The 18,897-nt window shown below is 36.1% G+C and carries 14 protein-coding genes; 9 read left to right on the top strand and 5 right to left on the bottom strand.

Going from position 1 to position 18,897, the window contains the following annotated elements; genetic code table 11:
• Window positions 1–2: 2 nt before the first annotated feature.
• Window positions 3–1,025, bottom strand: a complete 1,023-nt coding sequence (locus tag ACZ451_RS07430) for a polysaccharide lyase family 7 protein (protein WP_464216482.1) — start codon at window positions 1,023–1,025, stop codon at window positions 3–5.
• An 11-nt stretch (window positions 1,026–1,036) separates the two neighbouring features.
• A complete protein-coding gene (locus ACZ451_RS07425; RefSeq protein WP_464216481.1) occupies window positions 1,037–3,355 on the bottom strand; it encodes a chondroitinase-B domain-containing protein in 2,319 nt (772 codons plus the stop codon).
• A 308-nt stretch (window positions 3,356–3,663) separates the two neighbouring features.
• Between ACZ451_RS07425 and ACZ451_RS07420 the strand changes: the two genes are divergently transcribed.
• On the top strand, window positions 3,664–4,560 hold the full coding sequence (locus ACZ451_RS07420; protein WP_464216480.1) for a LamG-like jellyroll fold domain-containing protein: 897 nt from the start codon (window positions 3,664–3,666) through the stop codon (window positions 4,558–4,560).
• A gap of 144 nt (window positions 4,561–4,704) precedes the next feature.
• On the opposite strand, the gene ACZ451_RS07415 is transcribed toward ACZ451_RS07420, so the two are convergent.
• Complete coding sequence (locus ACZ451_RS07415) at window positions 4,705–6,084, bottom strand: sigma 54-interacting transcriptional regulator (RefSeq protein ID WP_464216479.1); 1,380 nt, start codon at window positions 6,082–6,084, stop codon at window positions 4,705–4,707.
• A 180-nt stretch (window positions 6,085–6,264) separates the two neighbouring features.
• On the opposite strand from ACZ451_RS07415, the gene ACZ451_RS07410 reads away from it, so the two are divergent.
• The 8 genes from ACZ451_RS07410 (at window position 6,265) to ACZ451_RS07375 (ending at window position 15,958) form a co-directional block, all read left to right on the top strand.
• Window positions 6,265–7,395 (top strand): enolase C-terminal domain-like protein, encoded by a 1,131-nt coding sequence (locus ACZ451_RS07410; protein WP_464216478.1) that lies wholly within the window; start codon window positions 6,265–6,267, stop codon window positions 7,393–7,395.
• Between the two features lie 36 nt (window positions 7,396–7,431).
• Entirely contained in the window at window positions 7,432–8,193 is a 762-nt protein-coding gene (locus ACZ451_RS07405) for a dioxygenase family protein (protein WP_464216477.1), read from the top strand.
• A 14-nt stretch (window positions 8,194–8,207) separates the two neighbouring features.
• Window positions 8,208–9,083 (top strand): MBL fold metallo-hydrolase, encoded by an 876-nt coding sequence (locus ACZ451_RS07400; protein WP_464216476.1) that lies wholly within the window; start codon window positions 8,208–8,210, stop codon window positions 9,081–9,083.
• Window positions 9,084–9,123: 40 nt separating this feature from the next.
• Window positions 9,124–10,896 (top strand): FAD-dependent oxidoreductase, encoded by a 1,773-nt coding sequence (locus tag ACZ451_RS07395; protein WP_464216475.1) that lies wholly within the window; start codon window positions 9,124–9,126, stop codon window positions 10,894–10,896.
• A 10-nt stretch (window positions 10,897–10,906) separates the two neighbouring features.
• Window positions 10,907–11,992 (top strand): maleylacetate reductase, encoded by a 1,086-nt coding sequence (locus ACZ451_RS07390; RefSeq protein ID WP_464216474.1) that lies wholly within the window; start codon window positions 10,907–10,909, stop codon window positions 11,990–11,992.
• 76 nt (window positions 11,993–12,068) lie between these two features.
• Window positions 12,069–13,379: an OmpP1/FadL family transporter gene (locus ACZ451_RS07385; RefSeq protein ID WP_464216473.1), complete on the top strand. Its 1,311-nt coding sequence runs from the start codon at window positions 12,069–12,071 to the stop codon at window positions 13,377–13,379.
• A gap of 3 nt (window positions 13,380–13,382) precedes the next feature.
• On the top strand, window positions 13,383–14,753 hold the full coding sequence (locus ACZ451_RS07380; RefSeq protein WP_464216472.1) for a 3-oxoacid CoA-transferase: 1,371 nt from the start codon (window positions 13,383–13,385) through the stop codon (window positions 14,751–14,753).
• Window positions 14,754–14,758: 5 nt separating this feature from the next.
• Window positions 14,759–15,958, top strand: coding sequence for an acetyl-CoA C-acyltransferase (locus tag ACZ451_RS07375; protein WP_464216909.1), 1,200 nt, complete (start codon window positions 14,759–14,761; stop codon window positions 15,956–15,958).
• A gap of 267 nt (window positions 15,959–16,225) precedes the next feature.
• On the opposite strand, the gene ACZ451_RS07370 is transcribed toward ACZ451_RS07375, so the two are convergent.
• On the bottom strand, window positions 16,226–17,947 hold the full coding sequence (locus tag ACZ451_RS07370; RefSeq protein ID WP_464216471.1) for an OmpA family protein: 1,722 nt from the start codon (window positions 17,945–17,947) through the stop codon (window positions 16,226–16,228).
• Window positions 17,948–17,960: 13 nt separating this feature from the next.
• Window positions 17,961–18,893, bottom strand: a complete 933-nt coding sequence (locus ACZ451_RS07365) for a PorP/SprF family type IX secretion system membrane protein (RefSeq protein ID WP_464216468.1) — start codon at window positions 18,891–18,893, stop codon at window positions 17,961–17,963.
• Between the last annotated feature and the right edge of the window lie 4 nt (window positions 18,894–18,897).

Here is an 18,897-nt window from a genome sequence, read left to right as displayed (position 1 = left end):
ATTTACTCTTTATTAGGCATTACTCCATCGCCTACGGTCGCCTCTTTAAACCAAACCTCTGCATAGCTTCCATTGGCATATTGTTTGGCGATGTCACCACCATAAACTTCAGATTTTGTACTCTTAGGGTTCGCCTGATTATAGGCACCTTGTTTAAAATAATTTAGTTCTCCAGCGTAAGCAATTTCACGTTCAACGCCACCACCTTTTTTACTATTTGCATACACTTTTAAAACTTGTTCTGGGATGTCTTCTTTTATTGCAAATTCTGATTGAATTAAACTCTTTGTAAAACGAACTGTTTTATGATTTTTACTAGTAAACGTTAAATACATAATACCCTTGTAAACGTTTACTTCGTAACTAAATTCTTCATCTAATGCTATACCATCTTCTGGTTCTTTGGGATATTCGGTTGGGCTTGAACCAACATCCGCAAAATTATAACCCCAAACAGCAGTGGAATAATCAAACCGTCCAACATTATCACCTTTTGTATTGATTTCGTAATTCCAAAATACAGAACCTTTTGTATGACCTGGAAATTTTTTATAGTAGATTTTTAAGGGCTCATTTTCATGACCTTCATCACTATGAATTTGCCCAACAACAACACAATATGAAGACCTAGCGCTTGCGTCTCCAGTGGTTGATACATGCTGTACTTTTAGTGTTCCTGTAAGTCTACCTCCTTCTTCGGGAATCCAATGTCTTTTTTCACCTAATTCGGTTCGGGTATTACTCGAGGTTTTTGATGTTATACCAGCATTGGGCGTTTTATATACTACCCAATTGGTTTTACCATCATTTTCAACATAAAAGAAGTCTTTTTTTTCAAAACCAACTAAATCTTGGGAACTCGTACCATCTCCGCATAATATTTTCCATTGCTCCATAAATGGGATAACATCACTAGGATAAATAACACTTTCAGCTACTTCATTTTGAGGCTTGGTTTTTTGCTCTTTACAACTTACCAATAGCAATAGCAACCCAAATAATACTGCTGCAGTTATTGTTTTCATTTTTCTGATTCTTAATAAAATAATTTAAGTGGCAAATTCTCTTGTACTACTAACTCTCCTGAATTTTGTAGTTTATTATTAGAATGAAAATTATTTTTAGCCCCCCACAAACGCGCTACCATTTTCACTTTGTTATTCATAAAAGTATTATTGGTAAGATCAACATTAATAATACCATAGGTATTTATTAAAATACCGTTTTCCTCCTTGGCACTACAATTACTAAAAGTACTATTGCTTACCAATAAATTTCCTCCCACAGTAGATTCATCATAACCACCTCTGTAATAGTTAATGGTATTTTTAGAAATATTTTGAAACTGACAGTTTTCAATAAATACATTTTCAGCATTATAATCTCCTTTATCATCGTTTTCTGCTGCTAATTCAATTCCATTTTTGCAGTTTTTAATTTGTGTTGATTTGAATTTAATATACTGTGCAAAAGAAAATTTATAGCCTTTAAGTACATAATCAAAATCAGCAATTTCACTATTTACAACCGCTACATTATAATGACTAGACATATTGCTTTTTAAACTTGCAAAAGCATATTGCGTTTTATTTCCTTTGAGAGAAATACGCTCTAGTAGAAGTTCTCCTTTGGGGTTCATTTCAAAGGTAGGAGTTTCCGCAGTTCCTGTATATTGTATCGTTGCTGTTTTATTGGCGTCTGCAGATGAGATTGTTAGTTTTTTAGTGATTTTTAACGAATTTTCTAATACATATTGATCAGCAGTTAAATGTATGGTATCGCCGCTATTGGCTTCGGCAACAGCAGCAATCAATTCATTAGAAGTAGCTACAGCATGCGTTTTAGGGCTATTCTCTGTTCCTGCTTTAATATCATACCAATTTGGACCATATTTAGAAACATCCATCAAATTTGGAGTATTTGCTGGTATACTCGTTATTGCTCCTACAGTATTGTTTTTTGCTCTTGAACTACCAAACACATCTTTTGTGATGAGATCAAACTCAAAACCATTATATAATTTATCAGAAGAAAAATCACCTTCGGGAGCAAAAAGATGATCCTCTAGAGTAGCAAGTGAAAATTCTTTTAGCGCTAGTCCGTTCATCTGTTTAAAAGAAACGTTTTGATTATGGATCACATTACTTTTAAATTGTATTCCGTCTAAAGAATCATGGGCTACTATTGGTAGTGCATCTCCTTTTTCATTATAGATTAAATTATTGGCTACAATAGTTCGCTTAGGTCTTTCTGAACGAATTTCAGATGCAGGTAATACATCAGCCTCGTCTATATTAGACCCCACACCAAATTGTAAAGGCGAGGTACAATTAATCCAAGAATTATGAGCAACAACAACATCTGTTACTTGAATGTATCGATTAAGAGGCGATTTTGGAATACCGTTCATTACAGCAAGAGGACTTCTAAAAACTTGCCCTTTTAAGTTATAAAAATAGTTGTTAGTTACCCAATGCCCCGTACCTATTAAACGAATACCACCTATTTGTTTAGAATTGTCATCTCCAATAAAATAATTACCATCAATAGTGCAATAGTTTCCATGTCTTGTTACTAGTGAGCCTTCACTTTTATAAAAAACATTATTTCTGAATTCATTAAAATTTGTTTTACTTGAAATAATCTCAACTTCTCCATTACAATGGTCAAAGAAATTATTTTCCACTACCGTATAACTGGGTGAAATAGAGGTGTAACTATTCCCTATTTGTATAGTCTCAGCGCTAGGTCCACCTTTAGGAGGTCTTGGTCCAAAATAGTTATTTGTAATTTTATGATGATTTTTTATGTTTTTGTTTCCTTCTAAATCAACTCGGACCGTTGGTCCTCTATTTGCTTTTCCAGCGATATAACATTGATCTAATTCATTATAACGCCCTTTTAACTGAACCCAAAGATCTGTGAGATTTCTTTGCGGTTTATTAAAATCTGTAATCACACAGTTTTTTACTTTAGAATTATTAGCAACAGTATCCTTATTAATTGCAAATTCTATTACGGCATTAGAGGGTGATGCACCAGCAGTGAAATACAAACCGTTAACAACCAGATATTCTCCACCCAATTTTAAATCAGATTTTCCTGTAATAATTACCTCACCAAGAGTTTCAGCTTCCAGTATAATAGGCTGATCTTTTTTACCATATCCTATAAAGCGTATTTGCACATCATTCCAATTTCCATTGGCCATCACAATTTTATCACCTGGTTTTGCTTGTGCTATTGCATTGTTTAATTCTGAATTATCTTTTACCAATACCCCTTTATTACTTCCATTTTCACTACAAGAAAACAATAATAGAATTGAACAAATTAGGGCTAAACTATTTTTCATCATTCGATATTTTAATTAGGTAAGGGTATTTAGTTTATTTTTTGAAGTGTAATCAATATTAAGCAATTGAAATCTTCATTTCACATTATTCATACAATAATTGGTTAACCAGTTTGGTTTACCAAATATATGTATATTTATAAGATATTCAAAAGTTTAGGCATTAATCCTTAAAATAATCTTCAACTCTCCAATAAATTTAAAAAATAAAACGTGTTACTGCTTATAATAAAGTGATTGTTATTTCTAATTAAAAAGTAATAATATGCATATCTTTATCGAATCAATTCTATCTAAGAGTATTTATTATGAAATATTATTTCCTGTCCATAGCACTAATCATATTCACTTTTTCCTGTAAAGAAAAAGAACCTAAAAAAATAGCTGAAGAAGCTAAAACTACCCCTTCTCAGTTAAAAGAAGCACTTACCTTATACGCTTCTTTTGATGATGGTGTAAATGCAGATTTTGCTTTGGGAGATATCAATTTATATACCGTTACTTCTCGTAAGAGTCCAGACTCTACAAAAGTTGGTTTACATAAAAAAGGAATGCGTATTGCTAAAGAAAAAGGGCGCTATGGTAACGCCTTACAATATACAGAAGATAGCAGGGGAAGTATTTTTTATAAAAGTGCTAAAAATATCGCCTATAGCAGTACCGATTGGTCTGGGGCAGTTTCTTTTTGGTTAAGCTTAGATCCTGCAACAGATCTAGATCCTGGTTATTGTGATCCTATACAAATTACCGATGTAAGTTATAATGACGCTGCCATATGGGTAGATTTTACCAAAGAAAACCCCAGAGATTTTAGATTAGGCGTTATTGGAGATAGAGCCGTTTGGAATCCAAATCCAGAAGGGCCAGATAATGAAAACCCTATTTTTATTAAACAATTAAAGCCTGTTGTTAAAAACCCTCCTTTTGCAAAAGGAAAATGGACGCATATTTTAATCAATTACAAAAACTTAAACACTAAAAACGGACAAGCATCTTTGTATATGGATGGTGAATTAAAAGGAACCCGAGCTGCCATTACAAATCCTTTTACGTGGGAATTAGAAAAGTCTAATATTTATTTAGGCTTGGGCTATATTGGTCTTATGGATGATTTATCTATTTTTAATAAGGCACTTACTTCGGAAGAAATAGAAGAACTGTATAATTTAGAAAATGGTGTGCAAGATCTATTCAAGGTTAATTAGAATCATGCTATTTTCTAATTGATATTTATGAAGTCTTTAGTGAAAAAATCTATTGCATGATTATCATTTTAATGTATAATTTTAAACTAAACCTCAACATAAAATAGTTCTCAGCGTAACTTAAAAATAAGTCTTATCATATTATTATAAATTATCCGTATCTATTTCCAAACGTTTGATGGTACTAAAGAGCGTTTTATCTTTCATATCTAGTAAACGGGCGGCACCATTTGGACCACTAATACGACCATTGGTATACCTTAAAGCTTTAAGAATACTTTGTCTCTGCGCATTTTCCCATGTTAAAATCTGTCCATTTATAGCGTCATCATATTGAGGCAACCAAGAACCTTTCTCTAATATTGGCTCTTGACCTATCATTACAGCACGCTCCATAATACTTTGGAGTTCTAATATATTCCCAATAAAATGATACTCTGATAAAGATTTTAAAGCTTCTTCCGATATTCCAGAAAATTGCTTCCCATATTTTTCATTAAACTGCTTAAGAAAGAAATGAGCCAATGTAGGAATGTCCTCTTTTCTATCTCGCAGGGCGATACTGTAAATTTTAAATACACTTATTTTTTCATAAAGGTCTTTATGAAATGCACCAGACATGGTAAGCTCCTGTAGGTCTACATTAGTACTGGTAATAATACGAACATGCTTATGGCTTTTGTCTGTTTCACTTTTTTCTAAAAACGAAAGCAACTTTTCTTGAGTATGCCATGCCATTTTATCTATTCTATGAATAAGTATGGTTCCTGTATTGGCCATTTGTAAAAGTCCGGCCAATTGTGGGTCTTGGGTATAGGTTTTATCTCTAGGAGGATCAAAAAGCATATGCTCTATAACATCAGCAGAAGTAGAAAGGCAATCCAAATGAATAAACGATTGTTCTTTTCGCTCACTAAACAAATGTATATAATTGGCAATAGATATTCTACCAGTACCCATTTCACCTTGTATCAGCACAGGCTCCTCTAAAGGCGCAACCATCTCCATATCTAAAAGCGTTTTAGAATAATAGGCTTCGCTAATACCATTTTTCCGAAAAATAGATTGCTGATCCGATTTTGATTTTAGATAGGCATTTTCAGCTTCTGCACGAACACGCATTACCGTAATTTCATCTAATGCATCTCGCAACTTTTTTTCCTTAGTTACACGATGGGTAATATCACTTACTGTAGCAAAATTATACGGAATATCGTCAATAATAACATACTTTACATGTACTTGTACAGGTAAAATACTGCCATCTGCTTTTCGGTGTGCCGAATCAAAAGTAGATTCATGTTTTTCTTCTATGTATTTCCAATGCTGTTTCCATAAAGATTTCAACATATTAGGATCGATATCAAAAATAGTCTTTGTTTCTATGATTTCTTTTTTAAAGCCAAGCTGTAATATCGCCGTTTTATTAGCAAAACAAATTTCACCTAGTTCATTAATCCAATATAAGGCATTGGGAGATTCTTGCAAGCTATATTTCTCAAGATGAGCCGTTTTTTCAGTCATGAATTTTCTTATATATGCGAAATATATAAATAAATCCTTTATATTTCCTATAAAAAAGAAATTATTTATGCTTTTTCTTGCATATTAGAATTTTAATTAAAATATTTGAGAATATTCTTAAAATTGAGAATATGATAATTTTAGTTACCAAATATTGTATTATTTCTTATATATAAGAAAATGATAGCGAAAATCACAAAAATAACAACTGAAATATTTAGATTACCCGCGCTTCGTCCGCATGAGCATTCTGGGTTAACTATGACAGATCGCACCTTTCTTTTGGTACGCATCCAATCAGAAACCAATGTTGAGGGTATTGGAGAACTGGTAACACCAGGAGGACCCTGGTGGACAGGAGATACTATATTAGGTGCTAAGCACCTCATTGATCATCATTTAAAGCCCGTATTACTTGGCAAAGCCTGCAATAACATTAAAGAGTTGCTTGCTTTAATGGATACTGTTGCCTACGGAAATACGCCCTCCAAAGCAGCAATTGAAATGGCTTTATTAGATTTAAATGGAAAACTTCAAAATTGCCCTGTTTATAAACTATTAGGAAATTCACAAAATAATCATATCCCCATTACTTGGGCTTTAAGTAGTAAAAATGTTGCCGATGAAATAGCAGAAGCAATTCAAAAACTAGATGAAGGTTTTTGTTCGCGCTTTAAAATTAAAATGGGTTTTCTAGATCCAAAAACTGATGTTGAGCGTGTTCGGAAAATAGCAACTTCACTCCCAAAAGAGGTTCGTTTACAAGTTGATATCAATGGTTCTTGGGATTATAAAACTGCTGTAAAATTTTTACCTCAGCTTGTAGATAATGGTATTGCTGCTATTGAACAACCTCTACATAGAGATCATATTGAAGGATTACACAATTTAGCAAAAACAATAGAAGCACCAATTATTTTGGATGAGAGTGCCTGTTCTATCCGAGATATCGATCACATACTACACTATAATAGTCCTTTTACAATATCGCTAAAACTTCTGAAATCAGGAGGGATACATAAATGCCAAGACATTATTAAAAAAGGAAAGAACAGCAATTTATCTTTTTATGGTGGGAGTTTTCTAGAATCTTCAATAGGCGCTGCGGCCAACATTCATTTTGCCACGGCTACTGCCCAACTCTCTGATGGAGGAGAATGGGTAGGATCTCAGTTGCTAGCGGATGAAATTGTAACGGAAACCATTAACTATAGCAATGGTAACATCTTGCTTCCTGACGGCCCTGGCTTAGGAATACAAATCGATGAAGACAAACTTCAATACTATAGTACATCAATAGAGAGTAAATAATCTTAAAGAATTTATTAACACAAAAATTTCAGAAATATGGAAACAAAAAAAGTAAAGAATCGTGCAGATGAACTAGTGTCAGCTATTGTAGATGCTATAAGGGGAATCATTAAAGACAAAGATGTTACCTATGAAGAGTATCGAGCTGCTGTGGGGCTGCTCAATGGTTTCAATGGTGCTAAACCTTATGAAGTTAATTTATGTTGCGATATGTTTTTTGAACAAACCGTTTTAGATCAAGTTGGAACACATTTGGATGGTTCACGTCCTATTCTTAAAGGTCCTTACTTTTTAGAAGGAGCTCCAGAAATTACGGATCAAATTAAAACAGTACCTGGCGAAGGAGAACCTTTTAAAATTCGTGCACGTTTTGAAGATAGTGATGGAAATCCTTTAGAAGGGGTGCTAGTTGATATCTGGCATGCAAATCCAGAAGGAAATTATAGTGGTCATTTTAGTGACTTTCCTATGGAATACTTTAGAGGAAAAGTAAGAACGGATGCTAATGGAAGTTTTGAAGTAAAAACTACAAAACCAAAGGAATATCCAATACCAATGGACGGCCCAACAGGAAAGATTCTTAGAGCTATGGAGAAACAAGAATGGAGGCCAGCACACATTCACTTCATATGCGAAAAAGAAGGTTTTCACACCCATATTTCGCAAGCATATTTTGATGATCATAACTTCCTTAATGAAGATGTAGTAGATGGTGTACGCCCAGATGTTATTCACAAAGTGAAAGATGAAGGCGAATTTCAGGCAATTGATGTAAAAATTGTATTGAATAAAAAATAGTAAAAAAGAAAGTAATGAGCAACAGTGTAGCAACATATAATTTTAAACTTCAATCGTATACCTGTACTATTATTCAGGACTTTGATCAGCCTTGGACAGCAAAAGAACTCTTTGCTAATATTCCAGAAGAGGAATTACCAAATGTTTTGGAAAAATATAAGGCCTCAAACGATATTAGACGCTGTGGAAATATATTAGTATTGCAAACTGCTAGTTCAAATATTTTGGTAGATACCGGCATTAAAGGAGGTCATCTACTAGATGGTTTGCAAAGCATCGGCTTAAGTCCTGATGCCATTGACACCTTAATTTTAACGCATGGAGATATGGATCATGTGGGTGAATTAACTGCATTTACCAAAGCAACAATATACCTGCCCAAAAAGATGCATACATTATGGACAGAGAATGCACATATGATGGTAGATGAACTTGTGCGCTTATTTCATGGAAAAATGCCGCAAAATAAGGTGATGGCGATGGAAGCACAACGTCTAGAGTTTGCAAATAATATACTTCCTAATTTAGAACCACGCTTAACGCTTATTGCAGATGGAGAAACATTTTTAGAGCATTTCCAATTTATTGCATCCGCAGGACATCGTAGTGACCACCATGCTTTAAAAATTACAGAAAACGGAGAAACGCTACTTCATACTGTAGATACTTTTAGACTACCCTTTCAACTTAAAAAACCATATTACTCATGTGTTTTTGACACATACAAAGGTTTAGTAAAAATAGCTATTCCTGAGATGGCAAGAATGGCCATAGCAACAAACGCTATAGTTTTAGGGGCACATATTCCATTTCCTGGATTGTGCACATTAAAAGAAACAGATGATGGTTTTGAAATGAAAGCACTCGTATCAGAGAAAATATCAGATTAATTTATAAGAGATTCAAAATAAATACTAAAAACTTAAGGTAATGATAGAAACAGACGTATTAATTGTAGGAACAGGACCCGCAGGAGCTACTGCTTCATTAGCCCTTGCAACATATGGGATTAACACAATGACCATTAATAAATACCCGTGGACGGCAAAATTACCACGTGCACATATTACAAATCAGCGCACCATGGAAATTTTACGCGATTTTGGTTTAGAAGAAAAATCAAAGCAAGTTTCCATTCCACAAGAGTTTATGGCAAATAATGTTTATTGTACAAGCCTTGCCGGAGAAGAATTTGGACGAATACATGCTTGGGGAAATCATCCCATCAGAAAGGCAGAATATGAGTTGTCTAGCCCTACAAAATATTGTGATTTGCAGCAACCGCTGATGGAGCCCTTGTTGATGAACGAAGCAATGCGTCGCGGTGGAAAAGTGCGTTTCAATACCGAGTTTTTAAGTATGGAACAGCATGAAGATTATGTAATTGCTACATTAAAAGATCGCTTAAAAGACGAAACCTATACCGTAAAATGCAAATACCTTATAGGTGCTGATGGTGGAAACTCTACCGTTGCTGAGCAAGCAGAACTAAAAATGGAAGGAAAAATGGGTGTTTCGGGTTCTATGAACATTCTTTTTGAAGCTGATCTTACAAAATATGTTAAATACAGACCTAGTGTATTGTATTGGATTCTACAACCAGGTTCAGACATCGGAGGCGTTGGTATGGGGGTTATTCGCTTAATCGAACGTTGGAACAAATGGCTGGTCGTTTGGGGCTACGATATTACGCAAGGAAAACCCAACTACACCGATGATGAAATTATCGATATTCTTCGCAAGCTTATTGGTGATGATACATTAGATATAAAAGTGGAAGCTCATTCTTACTGGACCGTGAATGATATGTATGCTACACAAGCACAAAACAAAAGGGTTTTCTGTGTAGGAGACGCTATTCACCGTCATCCACCTACCAATGGCTTAGGGTCTAATGTATCTATGCAAGATTCGTACAATCTAGCCTGGAAGCTGGCCATGGTTTTAAAAGGACAAGCTGCTCCCACTTTATTAGAATCTTTTGAGCAAGAAAGATTGCCTGTTGCCAAGCAAACAGTAAAGCGTGCCAATCAGAGTATTGCCGATTTCGGAAGAATGTTCGGTGCCCTTGATCTCATGGGAGCAAAAGGACCACAAGACATGCGCGATCGTATTGAAGGCAGAAAAGACAACACTGAAAAAGGAAAACAAAAACGCAAAGCATTAAACGATGCCATTAGGTACACCAACTACATTTATAATGCCCATGGTATTGAGATGAATCAGCGCTATCATTCCAATGCTATTGTTGCAGAAGGGCAGAAAGAACCTGAATTTACCAGAGATGCGGAGCTTTATTATGAAGCAACAACCTGGCCTGGTGCAAAAATACCACATGTTTGGCTTAGAGAAATTGGTAATACAGAAAATGTAATTTCTACTCTTGATTTAATTGGGAAAGGATCTTTTACTATCATCACAGGTATTGGCGGTGACGCTTGGATCAAAGCTGCTCAAGCACTTACAGAAGCAACATCAATACCCGTTGCAACCTATAGCATAGGACCTGGTCAAGATTTTGAAGATATCTTTGGAGATTGGATCATGATTAGAGAAATAGAAGAAGAAGGTTGCCTATTGGTACGGCCAGACGGTCATATAGCATTGCGCAAACACAGCATGGTTAAGAATCCAACAGAAGTGCTTTTTGAAGCTATGGAAGCTATTACGAGTAAAACCATCAAAGCAACCGAAAAAGCTTAATCTAATTTGTATGATTCCATTAGATTTTACCTATCAAAGTCTGCCATATAATATCCAATTTGGTGCGGGAAAACGCAAGAGTATCAAAGATATTGTTGCCCCACATTACAAACGGGCATTGGTTCTGTGCACCAGTCATCAAGTTGAATTGGCTACTGAGATTAAAGGGTATTTAGAAGAATTTTCGGTAGGAATATTGGATACTGCAGTGATGCACGTTCCGCAAGATGTTATTGATTCGGCAATTATTTTTGCCGAATCAAAACAAGCAGATGTACTCGTAGCTGTAGGAGGTGGTTCTACTATTGGATTGGCTAAAGGCATTGCACTTCAAACGCATTTGCCTATTGTAGCGATTCCAACTACCTATGCTGGTTCTGAAATGACACAAATATGGGGCATTACACAAAATGGAGTAAAAAAAACAGGGAGAGATCCAATAGTAAAGCCAAAACATGTGATCTATGATCCAGAGCTTACGATGACTTTACCACTACATTTTGCAGGAACCAGTGGTATGAATGCTATGGCGCATGCTGTGGAGGCGCTTTACGCAGAAAATGCAAATCCAATTACACTACTCCTAGCTAAGGAAAGTATTACTGCATTGGCCAAAGGATTACCAAAAATTTTTGAGAACGAAAAAGATATTGCTGCCCGTACTCAAGTACTCTATGGTTGTTATCTTTCTGGTACAGTACTGGGGATGTCTAGTATGGCATTGCATCATAAGCTTTGCCACACTTTAGGCGGAACATTTAACCTACCACATGCCGCAACACACACTATTATTTTGCCGTATGCAACAGCTTACAATGCTCCCTATACCAAAGACGCTATGATTTTACTCGCCGAGGCATTGGGCGTAGAAAAAGAACAGGTAGCACAAAGAATAGCAGAACTCAATACTATAATTAAGGCAGAAACTAGTCTAGAAGCTTTGGGACTTAAGGAAGAAGATATTGAGACAGCAGCAGAATTGGCTGTTAAGAATCCTTACTTTAATCCAGCTCCTGTAGACAAAAAAGGTATTAAAGCATTACTAGAAAAAGCTTTTAAAGGGGAAAAGCCGGGTTCAATTATATTCAAGAATTAAAATAGCAATAACAACTATCCGCATAGCCAATTAATTCATTTATACATGGTGATGGGAACTCTAAACTATAACGATTATGAAAATTCAAAAACTTTTCGGTTTGCTAATGTTCACAGCAACAGCAGCCTTTGCACAACATGGAAATATTCTAAATGGTGCTGGTCCAATTAATTTATCAATGGGTGGTGCCGCTACAGGAAATCCAAGCGATATTATGGGAGCCATTTACTGGAATCCAGCGGGCTTATCAACCTTTGACCAGACTGAAGTTGTACTAACAGGAACAGCAATATTTAGCACTTCAGAACTTGCTAGCACAGTACCCAATCCTGCTAGTCCAGGTACTTTTATTAGTGGAAATACCGCAAGTAATAGCGGTACAACCGTAGTACCTTCATTGGCAATTTTATACAAACCCAATAACGAAAAATGGCGATTTGCATTCAGCGCGCTAGGAGTTTCTGGATTTTTAACAGAATATCCAGAAGATAATACCAACCCCATTCTATTTGCTCCACCAGCAGGTGTAGGGCCTACTATTACTGAAGAATATGCCCTCTTACAACTCGGTTTTACAGCTGTTTATAGTGTATCAGATCGTGTCGCTGTTGGGATTACACCAAATATTAACCTAGCTACCATAGGAGGAACCCCGTTTTTGGCAGTACCGCCAGACAGGGATGTCAACGGTTCTGGTTTTTTTCCAGGTGTACAAGATGGTAATGCTATTGGATTTGGAGCACAAGTAGGTGTTTTTTATAATGCCCCATCAGGTTTTAGCCTTGGATTAAGCTATAAAAGTCCTCAAATTTTTAACGATTTTGAATTAGAAACCATACCCTCATTACAAGGCGCAGCAATCCGTAATGAAACACTTAATGTAGATCATCCTGCTATTTATTCTATAGGCAGTGGTTTTACTAATGCAAAATGGAAATTTGCACTTGACCTTCGTTATATTGACTTTGAAAATACTGATGGACTAGGCACTACAGGCTATGCCGCTGATGGTAGGCAGCTTGGTTTTGGTTGGGGTAATGTATTTGCACTCGCCACTGGAGTTCAATATAGCATAAACGATCGTCTTCCAATACGTTTTGGATATTCATATGGTAATTCTCCTATTGAAGAAGAAGATGTAATCTTTACCGTTCCAGCACCCTCAACCATAGAACATGCTATTAATTTTGGATTAGGGTACTCTTTTTCAAATCATTTACAAGCTAACATTGCATATCATCGAGGTTTTAGCAACCGCATTGAAGGACCACTTACTTTAGCCAGTGGAGTTGTTCCTGGAGGTAGCGTGGGAACCGAACTTGCAACAGACTTTTTAAGCATTGGTTTAAACTATAAATTCATTAAAAAAGGAAATACACAAAAGTAAGGTATGAAAAAAGTAAAAGTTGTCTCTAAAGAACAAGCCGCCAATTTAGTTAATGATGGTGATGTATTACTCGCCGGAGGATTTGGAATGACAGGGCATCCAGTATATATTCTAGAAGCATTGGCCAAAACCAATACAAGGAATATAACATATATTGGTAATAATGTTGGAGAACATAACTTAGGCGGAGGTCGTCTATTACTCAACGGACAGCTAAAAAAAATCATAGGTTCTTACTTTACCAGTAATAAAGATGCAGTGCATTGGGCCATGAATAATAAGGTAGAGCACCAATTAATTCCGCAAGGCACCCTAGCAGAGGCATTGCGTGCTGGAGGCGCAGGAATAGGAGGTTTTTATACTCCAACTGGGGTAAATACGCAATTTTCAGAAAATAGTAATACCCAGATATTAAAGGGAGTAGAGCAAGTTTTTGTAGAAGGCATTCGTGGCAATATTGCTTTTATTAGAGCCGATCGTGCAGATACTGCTGGGAATTTAACCTATAGCAGAACTGATCAAAATTTTAACAAAGCTATGGCAACCGCCGCTGATATTGTTATTGCAGAAGTGAATGAAATTGTACCCTTGGGAACATTACTTCCAGAACATATTCATACTCCTTCCATATTTGTAGATTATGTAGTAGAAGCACCGATTCAAGAAGCCGATTTAGGAACTTCGGTATCCGTAGCAAGGTCTCAAAATACAGACCCTATTCGTATGGCTATTGCTAAAAGAGCGTATAGTGAATTTAAAAAAGGTACCGTTGTAAATTTAGGAATTGGTATTCCTACACTAATTGCAAGCTTAATACAACCAGAAGATGAGTTGCTTATGCATACCGAAAACGGAATGATGGGAGTCGGACCAGCACCACCAGATGGCGGCGGTGCTATGGATTACCCTGTAAATGCTGGGAAAATTCCAGTCACAGCTATTCCTGGAAGTAGTTATTTTGATAGTACTGATTCTTTTGTAATGATACGAGGCGGACATATTGATGTGGCCGTAATGGGCGGAATGCAAGTAGATGAAGAAGGAAATCTTGCCAATTGGACTGTTCCAGGAAAACCGTTACTAGGAGTTGGCGGGGCAATGGATTTAGCAGCAGGTGCTAAAAAATTGATTGTCACCATGACCCATACCAATAGAAAAGGAACATCAAAAGTAGTTAAAGCCTGTACCCTACCTCTTACAGCAACACATGCTGTAGATATCTTAATTACAGATTTGGCTGTTTTCGAGTTTAAAGACAAGCAGATGTTTTTAATTGAGCTAATGCCCAATACTACACTAGAAGAGGTTAAAAAGAATACATCTGCCCATTTTATAAATCAATTAAAGAATCCGTTACACAAAATAGCTCACTAATGAAAATACAAAATGCCTATGTAGTAGATATTTTAAGAACCCCTATTGGTAAATATGGTGGAGCGCTCAGTACTATACGTCCTGATGATTTAGCGGCTCAAGTAATTATAGAACTCATAAAGCGTAATCCAAATTTTGATTTTAACGAAATAGAAGATGTTATCTTTGGGGCAGCCAACCAAGCAGGAGAAGACAATCGTAATGTTGCCCGAATGGCATTATTGATGGCAGGGCTTCCTGAAAAAATAGGTGGCGTTACCGTTAATAGATTGTGTGCTTCAGGTCTTCAATCTATTATGGATGCTTCCCGTGCTATTATGCTTGGTGATGGTAATTCATACATAGCTGGTGGAGTAGAAAGTATGAGTCGCGCTCCTTTTGTGCTAGGAAAAGCTGAAAATGCTTTTAGTAGAAATATGGAGCTGCAAGATACTTCTATGGGATGGCGTTTTATTAACCCTAAATTAGCAGAACTATACCATCCTTATCCAATGGGAGAAACAGCAGAACATGTAGCAGAGCAGTGGAAAATTTCGCGTAAACTTCAGGATACTTTTGCTCGCAACAGTCAGTTAAAATATCAAAAAGCACATGAAACAGGAAGGTTTACAGAAGAGCTTATATCAGTAAACGTACCAGGCCCCAAGAAGAAAATAAGCGTATTTTCAGAAGACGAACATCCTAGACTCAGTAGCCTTGAGGTATTAGGAAACTTAAAAACTGTATTCAAAAAAAATGGAACAGTCACAGCTGGTAACGCATCTGGCATTAATGATGGCAGTGCTTGTAGCTTAATAGTGAATGAAGCAACCTTAAAAAAATACAATCTAAAACCCATGGCAAGGGTAGTCTCTATGGCTATAGCTGGTGTAGCTCCTGCTGTTATGGGAATTGGTCCGGTACCTGCTACAGAAAAGGCATTAAAACGTGCAGGGTTAAAAATCAATCAAATCGACTTAATTGAACTGAATGAGGCTTTTGCATCCCAATCGCTTGCTTGTATTGATGAATTGGGCGTAAACCCAGAAATTGTTAATGTAAATGGAGGTGCAATAGCATTGGGACACCCCTTGGGTTGTAGTGGTACACGTATTACAGCTACCTTACTTCACGAATTACAAAAACGTTCAAATGCCAAATACGGTTTAGCAACTATGTGTGTAGGAGTTGGGCAAGGTGCAGCAGTTATTTTTGAAAAGGTATAAATGAATTTGTTTACGATTCATTTTATCATAAATTTTGATAAAAAATAAGATGCTTTGTTCTAAATCCTTTTACTCCAGACATTTTGATCATGGCTATAAATCATAGAAAATTATTTTATATCAAGCTCGAATTATCTCAGTCCAAAAAATAAAAAAGAGGCTGTCTACATATTAGACAACCTCTACCTCCTAGCTTTTTTTTCATTATTGCTTAATTAAGAAATAAATCTTGCCCTTCACTTGGAGAAATTTTAGCCCATAGACTCATTAAAAGCGTAGGTTAAATTCAACTTTTCTATTCAATGCATGTTCTTTTTTAGAACAATGGCTGCTGTTTGTACATTTATTTTTAATATGAGATTCTCCAAAGCCTTTTGAGCTTATCTGTTCTATAGCAATACCTTCTTTCAATAAATAGTCTACTACGTGTTTTGTTCTTTTTTCAGAGAGCTTTTGGTTGTATTGACTGCTTCCTCTAGAATCTGTATAGCCATTTACTTCAATAATCAATTGCGTATTGTCTTTAAGCAATTGTACTAGCTTTTCTAATTTGCTTGTCTCCTGTGTTTTTAGCGTATGGCTATCAAAATCAAAATATACTGGAGAAAGTTGATCATTAAGTTCCTCCAAAGAAGGTAGTTCTACTGCAGGAAGTTCTTCTTCAACTGGTGTAACAGCTGCTATACTTTCTTCTTCCTCTTCCTCTTCCACTACTTCTTGTTCTTCTTTTACTGTCTTTCTAAACATATAAATATCATCAGAGCCTTGACCTCCCTTACGGTTTGATGAAAAATAGCCTTCATTCGCAAGATTGTTATAGATCAATGAAAAATCGTCTTCTGAACTATTAATAGGCGCTCCTAAATTTTTTGCTGTAGCATTTGGTTTTTCTAAATCCATTTCAAAAATATCCAAGCCTCCTAGTCCAGGATGCCCATCTGAGGCAAAATAAAGCTGGTTTGTGCCTGATACAAATGGAAAGGTTTCCCGTGATTCTGTATTAATTTTACTGCCTAAATTTCTTGGCTCGCTATACTGACCATTGGATAAAATATCCACCACATAAAGATCTGACTCCCCATAACCTCCTGGCATATCTGAAGTAAAGTACAATTGCTTCTCATCACTGCTCAAACAAGGGTGCGCAACTGAATACAAATCATTATTAAAAGGTAAGGCTACCGCCTCTGTCCATTTCCCTTCTTTAAATGTTGCCTTGAAAACTTTTAATCGGCTATAACCATCCTTATCCCGCTTAAATTTCCCTTTCTTGGAGTTGTTTCGTGTAAAATACATGGTGTTCCCATCTTTTGTAAAGGCTGCAGAACTTTCATGTGTCTTTCTATTGATCTTTTTATTGAACTTCCTCACCAAACTTTGTGCTGATGAATCTACCTGATACAAATCTAAAAAAGGTTCTTTATTCCATGTATGGGATAGTTTTACAAACATGCCTCTCTTTCTGGCTGATGAAAATACTAGCTTCTCCTTATAAAAGGTAGGGGCAAAATCGGAGTGCTCTGTATTATAAGGCAACTTATCTATTGTATAATTCCCTGTATTCGATAAAATATTTTTTAAATAATCGGTATCTTCTTCATAGTGCTTCAATCTGATGTCATCAGCAGATATGGCCTTTAATTTATTCATCCATAGATTAGAATCTTCATACCTATCCGCAGATTTTAAAGCTTGCGCATATTTATAAACATAATAGGTATCCTTATCCATCCCTTCTACTTCCATCAATTTAGCATACCACTCACAGGCTGCTGTATAATTGGCATTCTTATAATACGAATCACCAATATTACCATAAATCTCTTGGCTTGTATAGCCCTTCTTTATAAGCTTTTGATACATGTCTACGGCCTCTACATAGGCAAGATCTTCATACAACGAATTGGCTCTTTTGGTGCCGCTTTGTGCCAAACATAGGCTGGAGAAAATAAGTAAGCAGCAAAGTATATTTCTAGTGTAATGTAACATAATAGTATTTTTTTTAGAAAAAGCGTGGGGTCACCACTCGTTTGTAGTTTGTTAAAAAATCAAATCGTAAAAAGAGTTCAAAAGATCCGTCATTAAAAGTGGTAGCGCCTAAATCGGTAATCTCAGAATCATAAGATACTCCAAGCATAATCTGATCGGTTACCTGAAAACCCATCAATGCACTTACTGCTGCACTCCAACGATAGGCTATGCCTAAAGAAAAGGTTTCTTGAAACAGAAAATTAGCCGAAACATCTACTTGTAACGGTGCCCCTGAAACAGATTTTACCAAGCCCGCTGGCTTAAACTTTAAATTGGGGTTTAGATCAAAAACATAACCTGTGATCAAATAGTAATTCAAACGCTCTTGGGTTACAAAACTTGATGAGCCATCATTATTTTCAAAATGTTCTGTCTCTAGCAAATTTGGAACGGAAAGACCTGTATAAAATCGATCTGAATAGTAATAAAGCCCTACACCAAAATTGGGGGAAAAACGATTATCAATATTCGGTGGACTTCCCGTAACTCCAGGTGAAAAATTTTGAAGCCTGCTAAAGTCTAGATTAAAAAATTGTCCGCCTGCTTTTAATCCAAATGATAGCTTCCCTTGATCGGAAACCGGAATTGTATACGAGGCTACTGCATCAAAGTAGGTTTCTTGTACTGTACCATTCCCTATTTCATCATTTAAAACAGATACACCAAGACCTATCCGTTTAGAAACTGGACTGTGGGCACTAAATGTGCTACTAACTGGGGCGCCGTCTAAACCTACCCATTGGGCTCGGTGTAAACCAGAGAGACTCAAAACATCTCGAGAACCAGTATATGCAGGATTAATAATTATGGTATTATACATGTATTGCGTATACTGCGCATCTTGCTGGGCAAAAGCCTGAAAGTAACTTATGATACCTAATAAGGCTATTATGATTTTTCTCATGATT

The organism is Allocellulophaga tsushimaensis, assembly GCF_055383085.1.
This window is presented reverse-complemented; position numbering and strand designations above follow the sequence as displayed.

Bases quoted from the DNA above. Each gene is read 5' to 3' on its own strand.
- ACZ451_RS07420 (WP_464216480.1), top strand. From the start codon at position 3,664: ATGAAATATTATTTCCTGTCCATAGCACTAATCATATTCACTTTTTCC.
- ACZ451_RS07430 (WP_464216482.1), bottom strand. From the start codon at position 1,025: ATGAAAACAATAACTGCAGCAGTATTATTTGGGTTGCTATTGCTATTG.
- ACZ451_RS07405 (WP_464216477.1), top strand. From the start codon at position 7,432: ATGGAAACAAAAAAAGTAAAGAATCGTGCAGATGAACTAGTGTCAGCT.
- ACZ451_RS07370 (WP_464216471.1), bottom strand. From the start codon at position 17,947: ATGTTACATTACACTAGAAATATACTTTGCTGCTTACTTATTTTCTCC.
- ACZ451_RS07365 (WP_464216468.1), bottom strand. From the start codon at position 18,893: ATGAGAAAAATCATAATAGCCTTATTAGGTATCATAAGTTACTTTCAG.
- ACZ451_RS07390 (WP_464216474.1), top strand. From the start codon at position 10,907: ATGATTCCATTAGATTTTACCTATCAAAGTCTGCCATATAATATCCAA.
- ACZ451_RS07410 (WP_464216478.1), top strand. From the start codon at position 6,265: ATGATAGCGAAAATCACAAAAATAACAACTGAAATATTTAGATTACCC.
- ACZ451_RS07395 (WP_464216475.1), top strand. From the start codon at position 9,124: ATGATAGAAACAGACGTATTAATTGTAGGAACAGGACCCGCAGGAGCT.
- ACZ451_RS07380 (WP_464216472.1), top strand. From the start codon at position 13,383: ATGAAAAAAGTAAAAGTTGTCTCTAAAGAACAAGCCGCCAATTTAGTT.
- ACZ451_RS07425 (WP_464216481.1), bottom strand. From the start codon at position 3,355: ATGAAAAATAGTTTAGCCCTAATTTGTTCAATTCTATTATTGTTTTCT.
- ACZ451_RS07385 (WP_464216473.1), top strand. From the start codon at position 12,069: ATGAAAATTCAAAAACTTTTCGGTTTGCTAATGTTCACAGCAACAGCA.
- ACZ451_RS07415 (WP_464216479.1), bottom strand. From the start codon at position 6,084: ATGACTGAAAAAACGGCTCATCTTGAGAAATATAGCTTGCAAGAATCT.
- ACZ451_RS07400 (WP_464216476.1), top strand. From the start codon at position 8,208: ATGAGCAACAGTGTAGCAACATATAATTTTAAACTTCAATCGTATACC.